The following is an 18,727-nucleotide window of genomic DNA, read 5'->3' as shown; positions in this document are numbered from 1 at the left end:
CCTCTTCAACTCAGGTAACTCGGAACACCCGGCGCCCCGTCCGGCCCATCCTAATGTCGTCGAATCTGTTTGGGCTTAGAGCCCTGACCCGGTCCAGCAATCGCACCCCCAATAGCTACAACTCTATTCAAAACCTACGCAAGTTGGACGTGGCGCCAGAGGAAGTCAAGTCGATCGGAAAATACAGACTCCATGGAACTGGTTCCCCGACAACCACGTGTCAATTCGTAAAAAAACGGCAGGCAATTCCGGCGTCCGTCTTGCGCTTTGGTTTGAGGCAAACCGCTTTGTGTGATTAAGCTGAAGGCGGTTATCACAACCGACGAAAAACGTCCTAAACCATTGACTTAACGCAATGTCCCTGACCTGAAGCTAACTCGGCGCCGAATACGGTCGAGAAAATTATAGAATATGAAATCGCAGGATGAGGAATCGAAAGCCACTTGAATTAAGCTGGACTGCGGTCTGATCAGCAGGAGCGCAATCATGCTGCCCTGCTGATCAAAATGAGGCCAATCACGGATTTGACAATAGATGGGGCACAGCCCTCTATGGATGGCACTCCGGCAACAGCGAACTGCGCCAGTATTGGCCTTCTTTCTCGAACAAACGCCGGCTTTCTTCCGGTCCCCAGGAACCGGCCGGATAAGTAGGGATATAGTCGCGTTCGATCGCCCAGTTTTGCAGGATCGGATCGACGATACGCCAGGCATACTCCACTTCGTCGAAGCGCAGGAACAGCGAGCGATCGCCTTTCATGACGTCCAGCAACAGGTCCTCGTAAGCGTCGACCCGACGCTCGTCGGGTTGGCGGAAACTGGCGTCCAGGCTGGTAGTGCGGGTGCGCATCTCCAGCCCGGCTTCTTTGACGGTCATTTCCATCCGGATGCATTCGTCGGGCTGAATCCCCATCAATACCCAGTTCGGCGTCATGCATTGCACCTGGGTGTCGCGGAAAAACTGCAAGGGCGGATGGCGGAAACAAATCGAAATCGACGACTGGCCCTTGGCCATGCGCTTACCGGTCCGCAGATAAAACGGTACGCCGCGCCAACGCCAGTTGTCGATCAGCAATTTCACAGCGGCGTAAGTCTCGGTCGTGCTTTCGGTCGGGATATTGGGTTCCTCCAGGTAGGCCGGGACTTTTTGACCGCCGATGTTGCCCTTGGCATATTGGCCGCGGAAGGCGTGGGCATGCACGGCCGACTTCGGAATCGGCCGGATCGATTTCAGGACTTTGACTTTCTCGTCGCGTAGCGATTCGGCGTCCATCGATACCGGCGGCTCCATCGCCACCAAGGTCAATAATTGCAGCAAATGGCTTTGCACCATATCGCGCAACGCGCCGGCGCTGTCGTAATAGTCGCCGCGACTGCCGATGCCCAGTTCTTCGGCATGGGTAATCTGCACGTGATCGATGTAATTGCGGTTCCACAACGGCTCCAGCATCACGTTGGCGAAACGGAACACCAGCACGTTCTGCACCATGCCCTTGCCCAGATAGTGGTCGATCCGGTAAATCTGGTCCTCGCTCAGATAGCGGTTCAGACGTTTTTGCAGCGCTTGCGCGCTCTCCAGATCGTAACCGAACGGCTTTTCGATCACGACCCGGCGCCAGCCGTACTCTTCGTTGAGCAGGCCGACGTTACTCAGCGATTCGATCACGTTGCCGAAATCGCTGGGGCCGATCGCCAAATAAAACGCGATATTGCGGGAAAATTGCGGGCGACCGCCCAGGGTTTCCGCCAGCGCTTGGTAGCATTCGGCCTGGTCCAGGTCACCACGGTGGTAATCCAGGCGTTCGGCGAAACGGGCGAATTCGGCTTCGTCCAGCGGCGTTTTCGACTGCTCCTGCAACAAGGTTTTTACTTCGGCCAGCCAGGTCGCCCGATCCCACGGCCGCCGGCCGACGGCCAGGATGCGGGTGTCGTCCGGCAGTTTTTTTTCCAGTTGCAAATGATAAAACCCGGGCATCAATTTCAGCCGGGCGAGATTGCCGGTGGCGCCGAAAATCACGTAGGTACAGGGATCGGTATTCATGGCTCTGACTCCTTGCCGAAATGGCGCTGCTTAAAACAGTCTCAGCCAGTTTGCATGATTTATCGAGAGCCGTCGATCTTGGCGTGACCACTAGCACCAGGAAGTGCGGCTAGGCAGGTCGCATCGGTCCCTGCAAAGCTGCGGATTACCGGTTGCCAGGTACTAGCAGCTTGATTTTTCGGGGTGGTTTGCCGGACCGATGCAATTGGCTCCCGCGCTGACGGGAGCCGTGGCTGGAAACGCTACTGCGAACAACGCGGTTGGCACGAACCAAAAGTCATCAGGTATTGGCCAGCATCGCCAACGCCGTCAGACTGGGCAGGAAGAAATAAGCCCCGCCGCGGGTCGTGACGAACTGCTGGAAGCCGCAGACCCGGCGCCGTAACGGTTGGTCCTGAATGGTGAATTTGCGGTCGGTTTCCACTGCGCTGCCGATCAGCGGGTCGTCTTCGTCGTACAAGCCGGCAAATTTGACATTGTTGATCCAGGTATGTTGCACGAACTCGAACTGGCGTTCGATATTGGCGTTCAGGCAGATGAACAGCAGACCGCGCTCGTCCTTGCCGGTGTCCTGGCTCGGATCTTCCAGAAAGCTGCCGTAGCTGCGGCCGCGGCGCAAGATGCGGTGGCGGTTGGCCACTTTCAGCGATTCGGCCTCGTTTTCGCCCAAACCCACCCCGCGCGGATTGGCGCGGCGAATGTGCGAGCCGAACGGGCAACCGGTGCCGTCCTTGTCGTTAGCGAAGGTAAAGCTGTTGTCGATTTTATTGGAATCGGTCTTTTCCCCCGGCTCGACCACCGCACCGCTTTTCCAGCGGCCGACGAACTTGGCGGCCAGATATTCCGGATCGATGCCCTGCCGTGCCGCCTCGTCGTTAATGAACTGCCAGAATTCGCCGACGTTCTGTTTCAATTGGCGGAACACCAGGTAGGTACCATTGGCGCCGAATTGTTCGCTGACCGGCATCTGGGTCTTCTTGCCGTCGTACTGGTTCGGGTAGCCCAATAGAAACTCCCCGGTCGCGATTTCGCCGGCGCCGGGCACGGTTGGAAAGCCGTCGACCAGCGGATCGGAAATACCGTCGGCAAAACCGAAATGCTCCCGCACGAAACCGTGCTGGTTTTGCACCTTGGCGCCGGCATCCAGACGGTCGATTTTACTCAAGCCGGCCGCTTTTAAGCCTTTTTCGAAACTGCTGCAACTGGCGGCGTGAATCGCATCATCCTTGGAAAACAGAATCAGCAGAATATCGACTTCCTTATTGCCGTTGCCCCAACTCCATTGCGCCGGGTCGTTGGGGCCGCGGTCGCCGAGCAAGGCCGAACGGTGTTCGGAATTCATCCCTTCCCGGAACGACAGTTCGAAACTGTAGCGTTTGGCCTCGTCCGCCTCCAGTTTGCAGTAGCCGGGATAGCTGATCGCCAAGTTCAGACGGTTTTCGGTGGTGTCGTCCGGTTTTTCGGCGCCGTGACTGATCTGGCCGCTAGCGACCAGATTTTTCAACCAGGCTTTGGTTTTGGCGGCATCCTCGATCCGGAGCAGATAATAGCTGGCATTGGCCATGTATTTGTTGTAGCCGCTGAATACGATGCCTTGTACTTCGTCTAGTTTTATCGTTGTCATGGTTCAGTTCCTTATAAGCATTTCAGCCAGGCGGCCAGATCGGCGGTGGAGAACAAACCGCCATGGATGCGGCGGTTGTTATCAATGTTTTTCACCGACAAATCGGTATAGGCGCTGTACCAGACCAATTCCGGCAACTGGCTGTTACGGGCGAAGTTTTTGAAACGCTGTTCGTCGCGGGAACCGCCGCGCAAGGCCAACCATTGCGTATCCGGAAAACCTCTATCCTTGGCTTGCTGGGTGTTGCTCCAGACCGCGGTCAAACCGACGCTGGCGTGGTCGATGAATTCGCCCAGGTAGTTTTCCCAACTGCCGTCGTAATTGCTCATGAACAGCAGGCGTCGGCGGCCGCCGGCATTGCCGGGCAGAATCACCCAACGCGCAAAATGGATGGTGACGATGCCGCTCAAATTGCCTTTGGTCGCCACCAATTTGGCGACCAGATTGATGCCGGCCAACACCACTTTCAACGTGTAAAACCGGAAATTACCGGGCTTGATTTCGATCACGCTGGTCAAATGGTTTTGCAACTGGCGGTCTTCGACCCGCTGAATCGCCTGCATTTGCTCGGATACCACCCAAGGTTTGTCGTCCTGTTTGTCGCGCATTTCATGCCAGCGCAGCACGACGCCGAACGCGATTGCGCCCAACACGGCCGCGGTCGTCAAAAATTCGGTAAACGGCCCGAACCAGCCGAAAAAGCCGCCGACCAGGACGATGCCGACCACCGCCAACAGCGCATTGAAGACTTTATCGCCATAGAGCGTAAAGAACGGCTGGGCCTCGATCTTGGGAATGCCGCCCGGATACACCGTATTCAAGTGCTGCACCACCGCGGCATGGATTTGCGCTTCGCTTTGGCCGACCAACTGGCTGCGGTTTTCGTCGATGAATTTTTGGATATGGCCGCGGATTTCGCGCTGCCGGTAAATCGTATTGCGGTTCTGGCCGGGATGGGCGACGTAAAACGCATTGGCGCCCTGGTCGTTGGCCAGCAAGTAAGCCGCCAACTGGCCGGCGTCGCTGCCGGGATAACCGGCGCAACAGCTATACACCTTGTTGACGAACTGCGGATTCTTCGCGATCAGTTCGTTGACGAAAGCTTTGACCTCGCCGTCGATATTGGCCTCGAACGCCAGCAAGGCCGGTGCCGGCGAACTGCCCGGCGACGGATGATCGCCGGGTATGACGAAAAAAGTGCAGTAATGCAAATGCTCGTAGGCGGCGAAGGATATCTCCCGGCTTTTCTTGTTTTTGATATCCAGCCCGATCGGCTCCAGATAGCTTTTCAGCTCCTCCAGCTTGTCCGGCAAAATTTCCGTGATAACGGTCATCGGATTCTGTTGCATAGCAAAGTCCTCTTGGAATTATTATGGTCTGGTCGAAATTACCGATCGAACGCCAGCACGAACTGATCGGGGAACGGACCGTCGTACAACAGGCACCCGCATTTCCTGAGATTGTTCAGTCTCAGCAAACTGCCCACTATCAACGGAATCTGGATGCGGTTGATGTACTCGCCGAAACAGCGGTGCATGCCGTCGCCAAAGTGCATATAGCGATCCAGCGCGCGGTCGTCGCGGACGCTAAACGGTTCCGGCCAGGCGCTTTCGTCGAACATCGCCGAGGCGGTGAAGGCAAACACTTCGGTTCCTTGCGAAATCTTGACGCCGCCGATTACCGCACCGTGTTTACAGTGGCGGCGCATCGCCGCAGCCATGGTATTGAAGCGGAACACGTCGAAGCACAGATGCAGTAATTTGTCCTCGTCATCGACCGCTTGCTTGGCCCGGGCCAAGACCTCCGGCTGGGCCAGCAATTGTTCGACGATCAAGCTACTGGCCATCGACGTGGTGTCCAACGCGCCGACGATCAGGCCGGAAATATTGCGGCGCATACCGTCGTCGTCCAGGTCGTGTTGGCCGTCCAGGCCCATTTTGATCAGACGGGACAAAAAGTCTTCGAAGACCTCGCCGTTTTGCAAACGCTGCCGGCGCTCGGCAATCAGATTCAGCAGATAGGGCCCCATTTCCCGGAAGGATTGCTCGGCGGTTTGCTGAATCGCGCGGTTGTTGCTCAAGTTCAGGAACAGATCGTGAAACAGCGAGCGCATCCAGCGCATCATCGTCACTTCGTCCGGCCCCGGCACGCCCAGGTAATCGCTGATGAAGCGCCGTGCCGCCGGCCGCGCCAGTTGCGACACCATATCGATCCGGCCCACCGGCAGCGCGGCTTGCACCAGCTCGTCGCAGTGTTTGCGGACGATACGGCGGATCAACTCCGCTTCGTTGGGCTGGATCACCCGCCGCAATGCGCCCTGCTCGCGGCTGTATTGTTCGGACCGGTCCATGCCCAGGAAAAACGGCCCGTTCAGGCGTTGCATGTTCGGTGCGTTGATTTCGGCGATGGTGAATTCGGTATCGCGCGCCAGCGTCTCGCGCACGTCGGCGTCGCGGGTGACGATGCCGTATTTGCCGAGCACCAATACCGGCTTGTGCTCGCGCAACCAGGCGAACAATGGCCGCTGTACCTTGGCCCCGGTCAATTGAGCGATACCGCGCGCCAAATAGTACGAAAACAGATTCTGCGGCGTGGTCGAGGTCGGGTGGTGATCCAGCTCGGCCTGGCGTGGCGGCCGGTGTTCGCGGTACATCTTCAAAGCCAGTTCGCCGCTGCGGGTAGCGCGCAACTGTCGGCAAAACGCCTGATATTCTTCAGGCAAACTGGCGAAGGCCGGAAACTCGCCGCCGTATTGGTCCGGAAAAATCACCGGCGCCGCCAGCGCTGCCAAAGCGTAATCGGCAATTCCCGGTTTTGCGCCGGCAAGATAAGCCCGGCCGTCGTTCAACAAGGCATCGAATTCGCCGAATAGCGTTTCGATTTTGGTCCGGTTGGGTTGAACGTGTTCGCTGCCGACCGGCAGATTTTTCTGCATCGCCGCGCGGATATACGGATAGGCTTTTTCCAGAATGGCTTGCTGCCAACTCGCAATGCCCCGCCGCCAGGCTGGCAGCAAAATCTCCGGGTGCGGCAGCAACATCGAATAGGCGTAATCGCGAGTCGCCAGACCCAGGGCATCCAGTTTGCTCAGTACTTCAGCGGTGGCTTGCCGCTCCGCGTTACCGGCCGGGAACAGACGCTGATCGGCAGGCAAGCGGGCGTCGACGTATCCGACGATGTCGCGCCAGTTATCCAACGTCGCCTCGCTGCTGACGAACACCGGCATGGCCTGGCCGCCGCCACCGGCCAGTCGAAACGGCAGCAAATGCAATACCGGCGCGCTGCCTTGTTCGCGGTAAGGTACGCCGCCGGATTCCAAGACCCAGCGTACCAACTCGCAAATATGGGATGTCGGAATCGTCAGCAGGCGATTCAATTTTTTGGAACGGGCTCCGCGCCGCGTGTTTCCGGGTCTGATCATGCTTCCTACCTCGTTGTTTATAGTTATTGTGTGCATTCCCTGCTTGGCAGCATATCTCCGCCACTGCCGACAATGGCCGCTTCGGCGGCGTCACCGCCGCCAACCATCGCTCGCCGATTTAAGACCGAAATATGATAGATCAATCGTAACTAATTGAAATAAAAAGTGAAAGTGAAAAATTACCATAAGCAACAACCATGCCGTAAGGAGATTTAGTTCACAAAAACCGCCGCCTTCCAGCAAGCGCGGGCCTAACGCGCAGACGCTTGCTCCACGGTCACCACATTGCAATCTTCCTGTAACCGGACCTTAACCGTCCTGTCATCCCGAGCTTCCTATAATCCGCGGCTTATCAAACCGCTTGGGAGCCTTTCGAATGCGACATTTCCGTAAATTCCGCTTTACCCCGCTGGCTTTGGCCTTGAGTCTTGCCGGATTACTACCGGCCCACGCCGAAACCGCCGACGTGCCGCAAATGGCCCAAGGCATACAGATCGGCGATTTGGCGCCGGGCCGTGCCATCATTTGGAGCCGTGCCGACCGCCCGGCGCGAATGTTCGTCGAGTACGCCTACAATCCGCAATTTATCGACTCGGTGCTGATCCGCGGCCCGCATGCGACGGCCGAGTCCGATTTCACCGCGCGCCAGGATTTGACAGGACTGGAGCCCGGTAAGGACGTTTACGTCAAGGTCTGGTTCCAAGACCTGTCCAATGCCCGCAATAAAAGCGAAGCGGTGAACGGCAAATTCCATACCCTGGGCAAACGCGACAACATCCGTTTCGTCTGGGGCGGTGATATCGCCGGCCAAGGCTGGGGCATCAACGAAAGCTTCGGCGGCATGAAAATTTACGAAGCGATGCGCCAGGTGCGGCCGCAATTTTTCATCGAAAGCGGCGACAGCGTCTATTCGGACGGGCCAATCCCGGAAAGCCGGGTAGCAGAGAACGGCCAGGTTTGGACCAATCTGGTCACGCCGGAAGTCAGCAAAGTGGCCGAGACCTTGAACGAATTCCGCGGCCGTTACAAGTACAACCTGCTGGACGCGAATGTGCGCCGCTTTAATGCCGAAGTGCCGCAAATCTGGCAATGGGACGACCACGAGGTGGTCAACAATTGGTCCGACGCCAAAGACTTGAGCAGCGACGCCCGTTATACCGAGAAAAACATCCCAACCCTGATCGCCAGAGCCACCCAGGCTTTCCACGAGTACGCTCCACTGCGTCCGCACGGCGCCGAAGAGTCCGAGCGGGTTTACCGCAAACTGTCCTACGGTAAATTGCTGGACGTATTTGTGATCGATATGCGCAGCTACCGCGGCCCCAACACCGCCAATCTGCAAACCAACGAAAGCCTGGACACCGCATTTCTGGGCGAAGAGCAATTGGCCTGGCTGCAAGAGGAACTGGCAAACTCGGATGCGACCTGGAAAGTCATTTCCGCCGACATGCCGATCGGCTTGAACATCGGCGACGGCCAATTGCCGGACGGCACGCCGCGCTGGGAAGCGATCGCCAACGGCAACCACGGCCCGGCCGCCGGCCGCGAACTGGAAATCGCCCGTTTGCTGAAATTCATCAAGGATGAGCGGATCAAAAACATCGTCTGGCTGACCGCCGACGTGCACTACGCCGCCGCCCATTTTTACGATCCCGCCAAAGCCGCCAGCAAGGACTTCCTGCCGTTCTGGGAATTCGTCTCCGGCCCGTTGAACGCTGGCTCGTTCGGCCCCAACAGCACTGACGGCACTTTCGGCCCGCAAGTGGTCTTCAGCAAGGCGCCACCGGCAGGTCAGGCCAACCTGTCGCCCTACGCCGGGCTGCAATTCTTCGGCCAGGTCGATATCGATCAACGCAGCCGGGCCATGACCGTGCAATTGAAAGACCTGAACGGCGCGGTCGTGTTCAGCAAAACCTTGCCGACGCAAACCGACCGCGACCGCAAATACGCCTGGGATCGCGACTAACACCGGAGCCGGACGCTTCGTCGTCCGGCCACTTCGGTTTTAACTTTGTTACCGGATTACTTTAAGGAACCAACCATGCCAAAATCTTACGCCTTACTACTACCGTTGGCCCTAGCCGCCAGTTTTGCCTTGCCAGCATTTGCCGATGCCGATTTCAAACATCCCCACCACCAGCCGCGTAACCAGGCGCCGCTGGTGATCGGCCATCGCGGCGCGTCCGGTTATTTGCCGGAGCACACGCTGGAAGGTTACGCCAAAGCCATCGAGTTGGGCGCCGACTTCATCGAACCGGATTTGGTCTTGACCAAGGACGGCAAAATGATCGCTCGCCACGAACCGATGATAGGCGCCACCACTGACGTGGCCAGCCACCCCGAATTCGCCGCCCGCAAAACCAAGCGCATGCTGGACGGCGTCGAAGTGGAAGACTGGTTCGCCAGCGACTTTACCCTGGCCGAGATCAAAACCCTGCGCGCCGTGCAGCCCCGCGCCAGCCGCCCGCAGGAATTCAACGGCCTATATGAAATTCCAACGCTGGACGAAGTCATCACCCTGGCCAAACGCCAATCGCGCCTGAGCGGCCGCACCATCGGCATTTATCCGGAAATCAAACACTCCACCTACCACGCCGATTTGCGCAACACCGGCGGCCGTCGCCAATTCGGCCGCCATTACTTCGAAAATCGGCTGCTTGCCAAATTGCACGCCGAATACGGCAACAGCGAATGCGCACCGGTCTTCATCCAGTCGTTCGAAGTCGGCAATCTGCAATACCTGAGCAAGAAAACCGAAATCAATCTGGTGCAATTGATCGATGCCGACGACGTCAATGCCGACGGCTCGATCTCGTTGGTACCGCCGTACAAACAACCCTACGACTTTGTCAAAGCCGGCGACTCGCGCACCTTTGCCGACCTGTTGAGCGAGGACGGACTGGATTTTGTTAAATCCTACGCCGACGCAATCGGGCCGTGGAAACCCTATCTGGTGAAAACCGTGGCGGATAACGTCGACCGCAACAACGACGGCGTGGTCAACCTCAACGACCGCCGGGTCGACGGCAGCACCGGCGTATTGGAAATGGCCCACGACAAAGGCTTGAAAGTCCATACCTGGACTTTCCGCAACGACGCCAGCGGTTACGGCTTTGCCGATCCGCAAGCGGAAATGACCTATTACTACGACTTGGGCGTGGACGGCTTGTTTACCGACTTTCCGGACACCGGCGTCGCCGCGCGGGATGCGTCGACCAATACCGGCAGCAATATCGAATCTTGCGGCCACCGTGGCCGGCACAATCGCCAACACCGTTAATATCGTAAGCGCCTCCGGCCGCGATGGCCGGAGGCGCTATTTTTCAGCCACTCCCAATTCCCCCGCGCCAACCTGACCCGGTCCGGACAAAACCGGCCGCGGCCAGATTTTGCCAAATCCACTGACTTGGTTTGGTAGCATGTAGCACCAATCGCCATACTGCCTACGCCCTTTACAGCCGATATGCGAAATCCGAATCGTCAACAGCCATGAAGCCGACCGCCGAAACCGCCGCAGCCGTCCGCACCCATATCGATGCGCTTTACCGCTCCGAATCGCGGCGAGTGTTTGCGACATTGATTCGGCTGCTCGGCGATTTCGACGTCGCCGAGGAAGCGCTGCACGATGCGTTTCGTAGCGCATTGGAGCAATGGCCGAGCGACGGCATTCCGCAAAATCCGCGCGCCTGGCTGGTATCCACCGGCCGCTTCAAAGGCGTCGACAAACTGCGCCGGCAAAGCCGCTACGACTTACACGCAGACATGGCCGATATTGCCGAAACCGAATCGGCCCCGCCCGATCCGGATGGCGACGGCCTGGAGGACGACCGGCTGCGGCTGATTTTTACCTGCTGTCACCCGGCGCTGGCGGCCGAAGCCCAGGTCGCGCTGACGCTGCGCGAAGTCTGCGGTTTGGCCACCGAGGAAATCGCCCGCGCTTTTTTGTTGCCGACGCCGACCTTGGCACAACGCATCGTCCGCGCCAAGACCAAAATCCGCGATGCCAATATTCCGTACCGGGCGCCGGAACCCGACGAGCTGGCCGAGCGCTTGCCGCCGGTGCTGCAGGTGGTTTATCTGGTATTCAACGAAGGCTATTCGGCGTCGTCCGGCCCGGAACTTAACCGTCCCGACTTGTCGGCGGAAGCGATTCGGCTGGGCCGGCTATTGCTCGAATTATTGCCGGAAGCCGAAGTACAAGGCTTGTTGGCATTGATGCTGTTGCACGAGTCGCGCCGGGCGGCTCGTAGCGGCGCCGATGGCGAACTGGTTTTGCTGGAAGACCAGGACCGGCGGTTATGGAATCGCGAATTGATCACCGAGGGCCTGCGACGTGTGGAACAGGCCTTGCGCCAGCCGGGTTTCGGCGTCTACAGCCTACAAGCCGCTATTGCGGCGGTGCATGCCGGCGCAAGCGAAGCAGCCGCTACCGACTGGCGGCAAATCGCCGGGTTATACGAGGTGTTGCTGAAGCTGGCGCCGTCGCCTGTCGTCGCATTGAACCGCGCGGTTGCCGTTGCAATGCGCGACAGCCCCGCTGCCGGCCTGGCTTTGATCGACGCCATCCTCGCCGCTGGCGATTTGGTCGACTACCATCTGGCCCATGCCGCCCGCGCCGATTTATTACGCCGTCTGGGCCGTGCCGATTCGGCGCTAAGTGCCTACCAAAAAGCGCTGGCCTTGGCAAAACAAGAGCCGGAGCGGCGTTTTCTGCAGCGCAGGATCGCCGAACTCGGCGGTTAACCCCACCCCACGCATCATGCTGTGGGATTCGATTGCCGGTTCAAAGTAGCGCCGGTGTGGTATGGTAGCGGCCGCAAATTCGCCGTCCCGAGCCTCATTCCAAGGAAAGTCAGCAATTCATGGGTGCACAAGAAAACTTCGAACAACTCCCTTTAAAAGATTTCACCGAAAAAGCCTACCTCGATTACTCGATGTATGTGATTTTGGACCGGGCCCTGCCGCATATCGGCGACGGCCTGAAACCGGTGCAACGCCGGATCGTTTACGCAATGTCCGAGCTGGGCCTGACCGCACTGGCCAAATACAAAAAGTCGGCCCGTACCGTCGGTGACGTGCTGGGTAAATACCACCCGCACGGCGATTCGGCCTGTTACGAAGCGATGGTGTTGATGGCACAGGATTTTTCCTATCGCTACCCGCTGATCGACGGCCAGGGCAACTGGGGTTCGCCGGACGATCCGAAATCGTTCGCGGCAATGCGTTACACCGAATCGAGGCTGACCGCGTACGCCCAAACCTTGCTCAGCGAGTTGGGCCAGGGTACGGTGGATTGGGTCGACAATTTCGACGGCACATTGCAGGAACCGGCCTTGCTGCCGGCGCGCCTGCCCAACGTGCTGCTGAACGGCACCACCGGCATCGCCGTCGGCATGGCCACCGACATTCCGCCGCATAATTTGCGCGAAGTCGCTGCCGCCGTGCTGCAACTGCTGGACGAACCGGAAACGCCGCTGGAAGGTTTGTTGGCACACATCAAAGGCCCGGATTTCCCGACCGACGCCGAAATCGTCACCCCGGCCGCCGACATTCAAAGGCTTTACACCACCGGCAACGGCTCGGTGAAGATGCGGGCCAAATACGAAGTCGAAGACGGCAACATTGTCATCACCGCGCTGCCTCACCAAGTCTCCGGCGCCAAGTTGCTGGAGCAGATAGCCGCGCAAATGCTGGCAAAAAAACTGCCGATGATCGAGGACTTGCGCGACGAGTCCGACCACGAGAACCCGACCCGACTGCTGATCATTCCCAAAACCAAGCGTACCGACGTCGACGCGGTGATGTCGCATCTATTCGCCACCACCGACCTGGAGAAAAACTACCGGGTCAATCTGAACATGATCGGCCTGAACGGTAAGCCGCAAGTGAAAAATCTGCGGCAAATCCTGACCGAGTGGATTACCTTCCGGACCGAAACCGTGCGCCGACGTTTGCAATACCGTTTGGACAAGGTGTTGGCGCGCTTGCATATTCTGGAAGGCTTGTTGATCGCCTACCTGAACATCGACGAAGTCATCGCCATCATCCGCCACGAAGACCATCCCAAACCGGTGTTGATGGCGAGGTTCGGGTTGACCGATGTCCAAGCCGAAGCCATTTTGGAGTTGAAGCTACGCCATCTGGCCAAACTGGAGGAAATGAAGATTCGCGGCGAGCAGGACGAACTGGAACAGGAACGCCAGGCGTTGGAGAAAACCCTGGGCTCCGCGCATTTGTTGAATCGGTTGATTAGAAAGGAAATCGAACGCGATGCCGAAAAATACGGCGATGCCCGCCGCTCGCCGATCATGGAGCGCGAAGCGGCACAAGCGCTGGACACCACCGAACTGATCGCCAACGAACCGGTCACCGTGATCCTGTCGCAAAAGGGCTGGATCAGAGCAGCCAAGGGCTACGATATCGAAGCCGAAGGTTTGAGTTACCGCGCCGGCGACGGCTACCTGTCGTCCGCCAAGGGCCGCACCACGCAACCGGCCTACGTAATGGATTCGACCGGCCGGGTCTATACCGTCACGACGCACGATTTACCGTCGGCACGCAGCCAGGGCGAACCCTTGACCGGCCGCCTGAATCCGCCGCCGGGCAGTCTGTTTACCGCTGTATTCACCGGGCAAGCGGACGACTGGGTCTTGATGGGCAGCAGCGCCGGTTACGGCTTTCGGGTGCAGTTGAAAGAGCTGTACAGTAAAAACAAGGCCGGCAAGGCGGTATTGTCGGTTCCGGACAAATCCAAAGTGTTGACCCCGACTCCGATTCCGGCCGAACGAGATTTGCTGGCAGTAGCGACGTTACAGGGGCGGCTGCTGATCTTCCCGGTCCAGGATTTACCGGAACTGGCCAAAGGCAAAGGCAATAAGCTGATTCAAATCCCAACCGCCGATTTGGCGAGCGGTAAGGATGCCGTAGTCGCTGTCACGGCGATTTCGGCGGACGGCGAGCTGAAGGTGGTCTCCGGCAAACGTTTTGTTACATTGAAGAAAATCGATATCGAACAGTATGCCGGCAATCGCGCAAATCGCGGCGCATCTCTGCCGAGAGGATTCCAAAAAGTCGATGCTCTGGAATTTGTAGCCGAATAGCCGATAAAACCATTTATTTCAAAAAGTTACTACTTTTTTCGGCATGAGTTTTTTGCAATATCGCCGAGAATCGGAAACAGGCAAAGCCGGCTTAATTTAAAAAGTGGTTGACGCGCTTCGAATAACAGCCTATGATGGCGATCTTTCTGAAGCGCCAAGGCTCTTCGGGGATAAAAAGAAGGTCAATTCGGGGTATAGCGCAGTCTGGTAGCGCGTCTGCTTTGGGAGCAGAATGTCGGGAGTTCGAATCTCTCTACCCCGACCAAGATTTGCGCTTGTAGCTCAGCCGGATAGAGCATCGGCCTTCTAAGCCGAGGGTCGCAGGTTCGAGTCCTGCCAAGCGTGCCATCGCAAAAATCATCATAATGGTGAGCGTAGCTCAGTTGGTAGAGCCCCGGATTGTGATTCCGGTTGTCGTGGGTTCGAGCCCCATCGTTCACCCCACCATACTCTTGAAAGTCAAGCCTTTGTTCCAATCCAGTCACCGGCCAATATTTTGCCCGCGCCCTGACTGAACTGCTCAAAAAGCCCCCCACCTGCCCCACCTAAAACAAGCCGTATCCGCAAACGATTTGTTTTCGCCTGCAGTAGCTTCAAGACTCTAAATCCTATCTATCCGGCTTAATGTCAAATGCAATACAAATTCGTTCCTGGTCGGAATTGAATGGAATTGTGCGATGAAACAACGAAGATGGAAATAACACCAGATCGCCGACTTGTTGATCGACGATTTGGGTCGGAAAGTCGTCGTGCAGCCGCGGGTAGTCATCGCCGTCGGTACCGTATTCGAAACTGCCTTCATGGTTGTTGCATTTGTCCGGTAGTTGCAAATAAACGCAACCGCTAATCCAGCCTTCTTCGTGGATGTGTGAGGTCAGATAGCCGCCCTGGTCCATGCGCAAATACCAGGAGCTGGCGAATTCCAGCGATTTGGGAAACAAACGAATCAACGCGTCATTACTCCCGGCAAAGTGTTGTTGGTAGGCTTTGACCTTGGCGCGGATCAGTGTCGCCAACTGCTGAAACGAGGCTTCCGGCCGCTGTAACAAATTTCCTGCCGACTGCATGCCGTAATACAAACGGCCCTGCTTGCGCTCGGCGATGGCCAGGTGTTTGACGTCATCCAGCAATTGGTTCAGCAAGGCGCTGCCGGGTTCCGTCAGTTCGGCTATCCGGGTGTGCTGAACGAACGCCATCGGATCGCGACAGTAGCCGTACACCTCGGATTGCCGGAAATTGGTGGCGTAGTGGGTCGCCAAACTGCCCAGCAATACCGAGTTGTGGCGGTCTTGGCCGATCAATTCATCCAGGCGCTGTTTGAATGCGTCGAATTGACTGGTTTTATACAAACACAGCAACACCCGCTCTTGAGCGTCGGCGAAATCCGACGCCGAGAAGCAAGGGATCGCCTGTTCGAACTGGCCTCCCAAACAATAACTCTCGCCCAGATTGTAATTGGCACGGCCGTGCTCGGGATTGGCTTGCAGCGCGGCGCGGTAACAACGTACCGCTTCCTCCATGTTGCCTTGGTCGCGGTAAATTTCACCCAGGTCGTTCCAGGCATCGGCGAATTGCGAATCCAGCCGCAACGCTGCTTTGAAAGCGTCGATGGCTTGGCCGTGCGCGCCCTGGTCGTAAAGATTGGTGCCGAGATTGAAATAGCCCAATCCATCGGCATTAATCTCCAGGGCTTTGCGGTAACACTGCTCGGCCGCTTTCAGGTCGCCAAGCGTTTGCAGCACCGCGCCCCAATTGGCCCAAGCCTGGTAATAACCGGGTTGTTGCTCGACGGCCGTTCGATAATGCTTGGCCGCATCCTGCCATTGGTTTTGCTGCTGCAACAGCGCGCCCAAATTGAAATGCGCAACGGTCAGATCGGGCTTGATTTGCAGAGCCTTACGGTAAGCGGCGATGGCGCCTTTGGCGTCGTTGAGTTGGGTATAAATCGCGCCGAGGTTGAAATGGATTTCGGCAATATTGGGATCGATGGCGATCATCTTGCGGAAGCTGGCCGCCGCCTCGCGCAACTTGCCCTGCACCTGTTGGCACATGCCCAGCAGATTCAGTAAAGGCAGAGATTTGGGGAATGCGCTCAGCAAGCCTTGCGCCTTGATTTCCGCCAACGGGATTTGGCCGGCCTGGTACAGTTGATGGATGGCCTGTAATTCCGCCGGTTGCGGTTGTTTGGGCTGGGCTTTCATCGTCAGTCGATACCCGTGTGCTGGTTACAGGTGGTTGAGTGGCAAACTCGCCGCCGGAAACCGCCAGGCCGCAAGACCTGGCGGCAAACGGATTTAACGCACCACTTCGCGCTGTTTCAATGCGCCGTAAATGTCGTCGACGCTCATTTGATCGGCGTCGAAGGCCAAATCGGCGGCATCGGCTGCCAAACCTACCGCCAAGCAGATCAAACCAGCGTTTTTAATCGCGGCGGCCAGTGCCGAATCGGCTTGCTCCAATACCGTTGCGGCGTGGCCGGTGTCGAACAGGCGACGCTCCAAGTGGTAGGCCATGGTTTTGGCGTCCGCGCCAGTCAGCGCGACGATGGTGGCGGTTTGGCCGAAGCGGCTGGCGCGTTCCTCAGCAGTGACCGGCGCCCATTCGTCCTTGCTGGCATCGCCGACGATCATGCCGGCGCCAACGGTGACGTTGGTCAAACGGTCGATGATGATGAACGAGCCGGTGGCTTTATTGCGCTTATAGGGTTCGAACACCACCGGCGCGTTGACCGCCACGGTGCACAGGCCGATTTCGTTCAGTTTCAATTCATCGGCGTCGTGGTGTTCCAAGGTGTTGACGTCGATGCGGTGGTGAATCGTCGCCACCGAACCGGACACGCTGCGGGTGGCCAGCTTGATCACGTACTGGCGACCGGGCAACATGGCTTGTTCGGTCATCCAGACAATGTTGGCCTTGAATTTATCGGCGACGCTGGGTGTGGTTTGTTGCTGGCCCAGGATGACGTCGCCGCGGCTGATGTCGATCTCGTCGTTCAGCGTCAAGGTTACGGCCATGCCAGCGAAAGCTTGTTCCAAATCGCCGTCGAAAGTCACGATCGATTTAATCGTGCTGGTTTTGCCGGACGGCAGCGCGGTAATCGTATCGCCTTGATGAAAAATACCCGACGCAACGGTGCCGCAGAAGCCCCGGAAATCCAGATTCGGCCGGTTGACGTACTGCACCGGAAAGCGGGCGTCGTCGAAATTATGGTCGCTGGCGATTTCGATACTGTTCAGCAATTCCATCATCGGCAGGCCGCTGAACCAAGGCATATTGGCGCTGGGGTTGACGACGTTGTCGCCGTCCAAAGCCGACATCGGAATGAAATGGATGTCGTGCAGATCCAAATGTTTGACGAAAGCCATGTAGTCGTCGCGAATCTTTTCAAAGGTTTCCTGGCTGTAGCCGACCAAGTCCATCTTGTTGACCGCGACGATGATATGCTTGATGCCCAGCAGCGAGGCGATGAAACTGTGGCGTTTGGTCTGGGTTTGCACGCCGTAACGGGCGTCGATCAGGATCACCGCCAAATCGCAGGTCGAGGCGCCGGTGGCCATGTTGCGCGTGTATTGCTCGTGGCCGGGGGTGTCGGCGATGATGAATTTGCGGGTCGAGGTCGAGAAATAACGGTAAGCGACATCAATGGTAATGCCTTGCTCGCGCTCCGCTTGCAGGCCGTCGACCAACAAAGCCAAGTCGATCTTGCCGGCGCCGGTGGTGCCGGACTTGACGCTGTCGGCCTGTACGGCGGCCAACTGGTCTTCGTAGATCATCTTCGAGTCGTGCAACAAGCGGCCGATCAGTGTGCTCTTGCCGTCGTCGACGTTACCGCAGGTCAAAAACCGCAGCAACTCCTTGCGTTCGTGTTGCGCCAAGTAGGCGTTGATGTCGGTGGCGATGAGGTCGGATTGATGGGACATGGGTTTCCTGAATGCCTAAATTTGTTCGAAAGTTGTATTACGCGCAATGCTGTTTTAAAAAGTCAGCCAGTTCTTCGCGACTGACTTGCCGGGTTGCCGTACTAATAACCCAGTCGTAAAACTGAGTGTTGTCCATCGTTGGTTGTTTTTGGTTGGCGACCAGAAACACCAGCATGCTGGCGGCCGCTACCCGCTTGTTGCCGTCCAGAAACGGATGGTTGTTGGCTAGCGAATAGCAATATTGAGCGGCGGTCTGAAATATATCGCCGCTGTAGTGCCAAGTCTGTCGTGCCGCACCAAGCGCCGATTCCAACAGCGCTTCGTCTCGAATACCCAAAGCACCGCCAAAGCGTTCTATCTGTTGACGATGTATCTGTAACGCCAGTGCTTTCGAGATGAAAAACAACTCGGCCATCTATTGGGCCAGCTTAGCAAACGCATCGGCGTACTGGCTCATTAACTGCTGATGAATTTGCAGGGCTTGTGCTTCAGTCACGCGCTGGCCAGCCTGTTGCTTCTTTTGTTTTTCTTCCAGAAACAGCACGAAATCCAGTACCTCGGCTTGCAGGCCGGGTTCGAGATTCACGAGGTGCTGTTGGATTTCTTCGTGCAGTTGCATGAA

12 protein-coding genes and 3 tRNA genes are annotated in these 18,727 nt (G+C 57.5%); 7 read left to right on the top strand and 8 right to left on the bottom strand.

The window, feature by feature from the left end; all coding sequences use genetic code 11:
• Positions 1 to 549: 549 nt before the first annotated feature.
• The 4 genes from zwf to AC0IM9_RS06640 form a co-directional block, all read right to left on the bottom strand.
• Positions 550 to 2,040 carry a glucose-6-phosphate dehydrogenase gene (gene zwf / locus AC0IM9_RS06655; protein WP_482803479.1) on the bottom strand — a complete coding sequence of 497 codons (1,491 nt, stop codon included), beginning with the start codon at positions 2,038 to 2,040 and terminating at the stop codon, positions 550 to 552.
• A 280-nt stretch (positions 2,041 to 2,320) separates the two neighbouring features.
• The gene (locus AC0IM9_RS06650; protein WP_482803478.1) at positions 2,321 to 3,664 is read right to left on the bottom strand and encodes a Dyp-type peroxidase; all 1,344 of its coding nucleotides are present in this window, start codon (positions 3,662 to 3,664) and stop codon (positions 2,321 to 2,323) included.
• Between the two features lie 11 nt (positions 3,665 to 3,675).
• Positions 3,676 to 5,013 (bottom strand): hypothetical protein, encoded by a 1,338-nt coding sequence (locus tag AC0IM9_RS06645; RefSeq protein WP_482803477.1) that lies wholly within the window; start codon positions 5,011 to 5,013, stop codon positions 3,676 to 3,678.
• A 38-nt stretch (positions 5,014 to 5,051) separates the two neighbouring features.
• Positions 5,052 to 7,085 (bottom strand): cytochrome P450, encoded by a 2,034-nt coding sequence (locus tag AC0IM9_RS06640; RefSeq protein WP_482803476.1) that lies wholly within the window; start codon positions 7,083 to 7,085, stop codon positions 5,052 to 5,054.
• Positions 7,086 to 7,461: 376 nt separating this feature from the next.
• Between AC0IM9_RS06640 and AC0IM9_RS06635 the strand changes: the two genes are divergently transcribed.
• The 7 genes from AC0IM9_RS06635 (at position 7,462) to AC0IM9_RS06605 (ending at position 14,629) form a co-directional block, all read left to right on the top strand.
• Positions 7,462 to 9,051: an alkaline phosphatase D family protein gene (locus AC0IM9_RS06635; protein ID WP_482803475.1), complete on the top strand. Its 1,590-nt coding sequence runs from the start codon at positions 7,462 to 7,464 to the stop codon at positions 9,049 to 9,051.
• A gap of 75 nt (positions 9,052 to 9,126) precedes the next feature.
• Positions 9,127 to 10,365, top strand: a complete 1,239-nt coding sequence (locus AC0IM9_RS06630; protein ID WP_482803474.1) for a glycerophosphodiester phosphodiesterase — start codon at positions 9,127 to 9,129, stop codon at positions 10,363 to 10,365.
• Between the two features lie 209 nt (positions 10,366 to 10,574).
• Positions 10,575 to 11,828 carry an RNA polymerase sigma factor gene (locus AC0IM9_RS06625; protein ID WP_482803473.1) on the top strand — a complete coding sequence of 418 codons (1,254 nt, stop codon included), beginning with the start codon at positions 10,575 to 10,577 and terminating at the stop codon, positions 11,826 to 11,828.
• A 119-nt stretch (positions 11,829 to 11,947) separates the two neighbouring features.
• Positions 11,948 to 14,185, top strand: a complete 2,238-nt coding sequence (gene parC / locus AC0IM9_RS06620) for a DNA topoisomerase IV subunit A (RefSeq protein ID WP_482803472.1) — start codon at positions 11,948 to 11,950, stop codon at positions 14,183 to 14,185.
• 188 nt (positions 14,186 to 14,373) lie between these two features.
• Positions 14,374 to 14,450: transfer RNA gene (locus tag AC0IM9_RS06615), tRNA-Pro, on the top strand.
• A gap of 6 nt (positions 14,451 to 14,456) precedes the next feature.
• Positions 14,457 to 14,533 (top strand) — tRNA-Arg (locus AC0IM9_RS06610).
• 20 nt (positions 14,534 to 14,553) lie between these two features.
• A tRNA-His gene (locus tag AC0IM9_RS06605) sits at positions 14,554 to 14,629 on the top strand.
• 164 nt (positions 14,630 to 14,793) lie between these two features.
• Here the strand turns inward: AC0IM9_RS06605 and AC0IM9_RS06600 are convergent.
• The 4 genes from AC0IM9_RS06600 to AC0IM9_RS06585 all read right to left on the bottom strand — a co-directional run bounded on the left by AC0IM9_RS06600 (position 14,794) and on the right by AC0IM9_RS06585 (position 18,724).
• Positions 14,794 to 16,386: a tetratricopeptide repeat protein gene (locus tag AC0IM9_RS06600; RefSeq protein WP_482803471.1), complete on the bottom strand. Its 1,593-nt coding sequence runs from the start codon at positions 16,384 to 16,386 to the stop codon at positions 14,794 to 14,796.
• A 93-nt stretch (positions 16,387 to 16,479) separates the two neighbouring features.
• Positions 16,480 to 18,105 carry a sulfate adenylyltransferase subunit CysN gene (gene cysN / locus AC0IM9_RS06595; protein WP_482803470.1) on the bottom strand — a complete coding sequence of 542 codons (1,626 nt, stop codon included), beginning with the start codon at positions 18,103 to 18,105 and terminating at the stop codon, positions 16,480 to 16,482.
• Between the two features lie 37 nt (positions 18,106 to 18,142).
• A complete protein-coding gene (locus AC0IM9_RS06590) occupies positions 18,143 to 18,520 on the bottom strand; it encodes a type II toxin-antitoxin system death-on-curing family toxin (protein WP_482803469.1) in 378 nt (125 codons plus the stop codon).
• Positions 18,521 to 18,724 carry a hypothetical protein gene (locus AC0IM9_RS06585; RefSeq protein ID WP_482803468.1) on the bottom strand — a complete coding sequence of 68 codons (204 nt, stop codon included), beginning with the start codon at positions 18,722 to 18,724 and terminating at the stop codon, positions 18,521 to 18,523.
• Positions 18,725 to 18,727 lie beyond the last annotated feature (3 nt).

The organism is Methylomonas sp. Uni0011, from assembly GCF_056850255.1.
This window is presented reverse-complemented; position numbering and strand designations above follow the sequence as displayed.

What these genes read in the sequence shown, in the direction of transcription:
- AC0IM9_RS06630 (WP_482803474.1), top strand. Translation starts at nt 9,127, where the DNA reads ATGCCAAAATCTTACGCCTTACTACTACCGTTGGCCCTAGCCGCCAGT.
- AC0IM9_RS06650 (WP_482803478.1), bottom strand. Translation starts at nt 3,664, where the DNA reads ATGACAACGATAAAACTAGACGAAGTACAAGGCATCGTATTCAGCGGC.
- cysN (WP_482803470.1), bottom strand. Translation starts at nt 18,105, where the DNA reads ATGTCCCATCAATCCGACCTCATCGCCACCGACATCAACGCCTACTTG.
- zwf (WP_482803479.1), bottom strand. Translation starts at nt 2,040, where the DNA reads ATGAATACCGATCCCTGTACCTACGTGATTTTCGGCGCCACCGGCAAT.
- AC0IM9_RS06600 (WP_482803471.1), bottom strand. Translation starts at nt 16,386, where the DNA reads ATGAAAGCCCAGCCCAAACAACCGCAACCGGCGGAATTACAGGCCATC.
- parC (WP_482803472.1), top strand. Translation starts at nt 11,948, where the DNA reads ATGGGTGCACAAGAAAACTTCGAACAACTCCCTTTAAAAGATTTCACC.
- AC0IM9_RS06590 (WP_482803469.1), bottom strand. Translation starts at nt 18,520, where the DNA reads ATGGCCGAGTTGTTTTTCATCTCGAAAGCACTGGCGTTACAGATACAT.
- AC0IM9_RS06640 (WP_482803476.1), bottom strand. Translation starts at nt 7,085, where the DNA reads ATGATCAGACCCGGAAACACGCGGCGCGGAGCCCGTTCCAAAAAATTG.
- AC0IM9_RS06585 (WP_482803468.1), bottom strand. Translation starts at nt 18,724, where the DNA reads ATGCAACTGCACGAAGAAATCCAACAGCACCTCGTGAATCTCGAACCC.
- AC0IM9_RS06625 (WP_482803473.1), top strand. Translation starts at nt 10,575, where the DNA reads ATGAAGCCGACCGCCGAAACCGCCGCAGCCGTCCGCACCCATATCGAT.
- AC0IM9_RS06645 (WP_482803477.1), bottom strand. Translation starts at nt 5,013, where the DNA reads ATGCAACAGAATCCGATGACCGTTATCACGGAAATTTTGCCGGACAAG.
- AC0IM9_RS06635 (WP_482803475.1), top strand. Translation starts at nt 7,462, where the DNA reads ATGCGACATTTCCGTAAATTCCGCTTTACCCCGCTGGCTTTGGCCTTG.